This is a genomic window from Nocardia tengchongensis, assembly GCF_054781395.1.
Genome location: NZ_BAAGUM010000007.1, coordinates 1 through 3,738 on the forward strand (window position 1 = coordinate 1; position 3,738 = coordinate 3,738).

Sequence of the window (3,738 nt, forward strand, 5' to 3'; positions counted from 1 at the left end):
TCGGCTCCCCACCCGGCCCGGTCCATTCGAATCCTTCTTCCGGAAACGACACCCAGGACATAACTGGCGCACCCGAAAGCCGCTGGCAGTGTGCACACGAGCACAAATGCGGGAAGTCCGGGTCGCCGGTCGCGGAAAACCGGATATTGCCGCAGAGACAGCCGCCATTCAGGGTCTGTGACACGACGCGAATCGTAGCCAATCACACCGACAATCAGTCCACTGCCGACTGCGGTATACGCCCTCAACTCGGCATGAGCGGATGTGGGCAGGGCCGGATCGATCGAGCCCGTCCGTCAACCGCACCCCCTCGAAGCCTGCCAAGATCTTGACGCAAGACACAATGATGGGTCGTCGCGGCGCCATCGGCCTACATGGACGGCACCGTACTCGTCGAGCAGCCAGCCGGTGCGGGCTGGCCCGCCATGCGGTCGTCGATCCAGCGCAGGGCTGCGGGCGTCCCGGTGACCGCGAGGCTGACGTGGTCGCTCAATTGGTCTCGCATATAGGTGATTTGCGCCCCCGCCGCGCACCACTGTGCCACCGCCTGATCGCTCACCGCGATGTCGACGATTTCGTCGTGCACGGCGTGATAGTGGAGCATCGGCGTGGTCGGTACTACCGGGCCGAAGTCGAGATCGGCGAACAAGGGCTGTACCTCCTCGAGCAGTTGCGAGAAGGGGATCGTCAGTAAGTCGTCCATGCGCAGGAACGGATGCTGGCCCACGTTCGGCGTCGCGCATTTGCTGTCACCCGCGGCCATCAGGGCCTGCCCGGCGGGCGTCAGATACTTGTCGAAAACGGCCGCCAGACGCGGATCGGCGCGCATCATGCCGGGCAGGATCGCCGGCATGAAACCGGAGAACGGACCGGAATCCAGCACCTTCAGATAGCTGCCGAAGTCCGTTCGCCAACCACCGAGGACGGCCCCAGTCAGGCGTAGTTCGGGCGCGTAGATCGGTTGCATCTGCGCAGCCGAACTGGTGCCGAGCGACCCGCCGGAGTAGCCCATCGCGGCGACCGGAGTATCGGTGCCGGGCAGGCCGAGTGGCTCGAAACGCTCGGCTGCGCGCACTCCGTCGAGTGTGAGGTAGCCCGGCTGTCTCGCGGCGATCAGCGTCCCCTTCGGCCCCTCCCAGTCGGGGATGGAAATCGCGTGACCCGTCGATAGCATCTGCTCGATCGGCATGAGATCCAGGCTGGAGTCGTACTTGTTGTCGACCGGCGCTCCCTGCCGCAGCACGAACGAGGGAGCGCACTGTGGAGCCGAGGCGTCTTCGGCGGCCTGATAGGAGATCAGACCTTTGACCTGCCCGTTTCGCGGGCGCAGCACCGTCGTCACGGTCGCCATGGGGTTCCCGTCGACATCGGTCGTTCGATACAGCAGCTGCCAGGCGTCGGCGTCCTGCGCCTGCGGCGCCATCGAGGCCACCTCGACAGGTCGCGAATTCAGAATGGTGCCCGGAGCCTGCGAGTCCCACCCGGCGGGCGGGGTATAGAACGGGTCGCTCTGCGGAGTCAGCACCGGATCGGCACTGCCGACCGCCGTCGGTGTTCCGGCCAAGTACAACACGGCCGAAGCCGCGATCAGGGCCGAGCGCAGCTGGCTGCGCTTGATCGCCGAACGCGTTGCGCCACAGCTGGATACGGCAGTGTCTACCACTTGACTTCCCCTCCCCCGGAGGGGGCGACTCCCTAGGCCCCCAAGATGGCAGTCACGGTACCTCCTCAAACTGGAACAGGTGTCAGAAACGGCGGCAAAGATCGCTCGGCTGGTGTCCTATTCGAACCATATGGCGTCCCCGGGACGCGTACGTTCCGGGACGTCGGCTGCCCTCCTTATTGATCAACCGAGGTACCGAGCCAGCCATTTCGACGAGCGATCAGCGGCAATAGCGTGCGTTCTGATGTGGGGCGTTCTCTCTCGCGCACTGTTGGGCTAGACGTCGACCCGTACAAGCTTCGGGGAAGGTACTCGGTTTCGTGGGGAAGCCTCAGAATTGGCCGTCGTTGCGTACCACGGTAATTGACTGTCCGACGGCGTTGGCTGCGGCGCTGATCGAGTCGAGTCGCTCACTCGGTACGAACGTGAGTCCCCATCCGTCCGCGTTGAGGTCGAGCGAGACCAGTGCAATGCCGGTCTCGTTCAGGCACCGTTCGCCGAATTCCCGCAGGAAGGCCACCGCTGCATCTCCGGATCCCAGGTCGGCTGTCTTCTGGATCAGAGCATCCGACCAGCTGGGGAAACCCCCGTAGTGCCCGTGGTACGGGTACTCCACATACGCGTCCGCCGCCAAGCGATGGAGGATGTCCTCCGGATAGTCTTTCCAATCGATGTAGGTGTAGGCGAGATACCGTGCCAGTTGGTCCTGCAGGGCGGCAAAGGGGTCATCCTTGGCGACCCGCACCGGCTCCGCGAAGTCGTCGGGCATGTCCGGCCCTCCCAGCAGTTCGGCGAACTCGACCCACCTTGACTGCTCCACGTCGGATAGCACTGCAAACAACCCCTCTGAGTTTTCGTGAACCATATGTGCTCCGATGCTATCGATCCGAGCCCACGCCGATCCGTCAACTCGTCCCGACCAACCCCGGCCGATACCCAGCATTCAACTGCCGCAATCAATTACCGGATACGCCCTAGGTCACGCCTGGCCGCTCCGGACCGCGCGAGACGCGGCATGAGCGTGCGTTTGCTTCAGTTCATTGTGCGGCTTCACCCGCACGTCCAGGGCAGCGCGACTGTCGGCCAGTTCAAGTATCTATAGTTCTGGCAGCGGGCTTTTGGCGAAGGGTATGGCGTGGACGAGCAGGGTTGGGTATCGGCCTCCGAGCAGTACAACGACGATGGGGCGATCGAATCGGTGCGGGAGGACATACCGTCGGCGGCCCGGAGTTGCAGCGCGGAGAACCAGTTGCGGCCGCCGGCCGACTACGACGGTGCCGTGCGAATCGCAACGCTGGCCGCCGGATTCGACTGGACGTGGTACATCGAAAAGGATTTGCAGCGTTTCTGCGATGCCGCCGGGTGGTCGATCACCGGGTCCACCGAATACGGCGACGACCTGCGTACCGATCTTCGTATCCAATCGCGATCAGCGAAAGTCGGGTTCGTGAAGCGAATGTTCGATGACATTCGGATCCCCGTCACCGACCGGCTCGATCAGTCGCTGCCGTGGGAGCAGATGCGGACAGCTCTTGCCGACACGTTCGCAGCGTTCGCTGATCGTTTGATCGACGCTCTGGGCCCGCCGACCCGCCGCGAACCGGATGAAGACGGGACCTTGCTCTGGGACCGCCACCGTGTCTGGATCAGACTCGAGGTCGGCGTGCGCGACATTCGTCTTCATCTCGTCAGTTGGGAGTGGCAGGCAACCGCCGACGCCGAGGCGAAATACCATGCGGGTGACTGGTGACAGTCACGGTGGCTGAACGACCCAGGACTGATGACTGAGGTTGCCGAGCAGTTCCGGCCGGAGGCAGCTGCCTCTTTCCAAGGCCGACTACCGCCGATGTCAACGATGCGTACGTTCGCTCATCGGTGTGGTCTCAATGGGTTAGCGCAACACTGGGATTGTCCTGGTGAGTATGGGATGTGATGCGCGATGGCCTCGAGCAGACCGCTGTCGGATAAGAGAACCCCGTTGACCGAAGCCCAGGTCGAGGAGGTGTGGCGGCGGTGGCGGTCCGGGCAGGCGATCAAGGTATTGGCGCGGGAGATGCGCCGGCATCCCTCGACGG

The 3,738-nt window shown here is 63.7% G+C and carries 4 protein-coding genes; 1 reads left to right on the forward strand and 3 read right to left on the reverse strand.

The window, feature by feature from the left end; all coding sequences use genetic code 11:
- The 3 genes from ACYVKL_RS22790 to ACYVKL_RS22800 form a co-directional block, all read right to left on the reverse strand.
- The coding region (locus tag ACYVKL_RS22790; RefSeq protein ID WP_460772760.1) for a GFA family protein at positions 1-184 on the reverse strand (184 nt) is incomplete at its 3' end.
- Positions 185-370: 186 nt separating this feature from the next.
- Positions 371-1,663, reverse strand: coding sequence for a lipase family protein (locus tag ACYVKL_RS22795; protein ID WP_379174400.1), 1,293 nt, complete (start codon positions 1,661-1,663; stop codon positions 371-373).
- Positions 1,664-1,994: 331 nt separating this feature from the next.
- Positions 1,995-2,528 (reverse strand): DUF6630 family protein, encoded by a 534-nt coding sequence (locus tag ACYVKL_RS22800; RefSeq protein ID WP_379174401.1) that lies wholly within the window; start codon positions 2,526-2,528, stop codon positions 1,995-1,997.
- A 270-nt stretch (positions 2,529-2,798) separates the two neighbouring features.
- On the opposite strand from ACYVKL_RS22800, the gene ACYVKL_RS22805 reads away from it, so the two are divergent.
- On the forward strand, positions 2,799-3,413 hold the full coding sequence (locus ACYVKL_RS22805; RefSeq protein ID WP_379174402.1) for a DUF6301 family protein: 615 nt from the start codon (positions 2,799-2,801) through the stop codon (positions 3,411-3,413).
- Positions 3,414-3,738 lie beyond the last annotated feature (325 nt).